Genomic DNA, 307 nt, shown 5'->3' with positions numbered 1-307 from the left:
AAGAGTTAATTGTGTTAATTATAAAGAAATATTTAAGAACAAGAAAAAGACTAAAAACTATTGACTATTGAATTCTCAGGGATTACACTGAGAAAAATTTCCCATTCCCCCATCGTGAAAAAACTCAAACTGCCAAAACTCCTGTATCTCCTGCTCCTAACCGGGTTGATCGCAGCAAGACCCCCCACCGCCCAGGCGCAAACATCCATAACAGCAGCCCCCGACGGCACCGGGACAATAATCAACTACAACGGCAACACCTACCATATCAACGGCGGCACCCAAGCCGGAGCCAACTTATTCCACT

1 protein-coding gene is annotated in these 307 nt (G+C 45.0%); it reads left to right on the top strand.

Annotated elements, in window-relative coordinates; translation table 11 throughout:
• Positions 1 to 60: 60 nt before the first annotated feature.
• Positions 61 to 307 (top strand): hypothetical protein (locus JUI58_RS00015; protein WP_204101722.1); only part of this gene is annotated, 247 nt, incomplete at its 3' end.

Source organism: Spirulina sp. CCY15215 (assembly GCF_016888125.1).
Taxonomy (GTDB): Bacteria; Cyanobacteriota; Cyanobacteriia; order Cyanobacteriales; family Spirulinaceae; genus CCY15215.
This window is presented reverse-complemented; position numbering and strand designations above follow the sequence as displayed.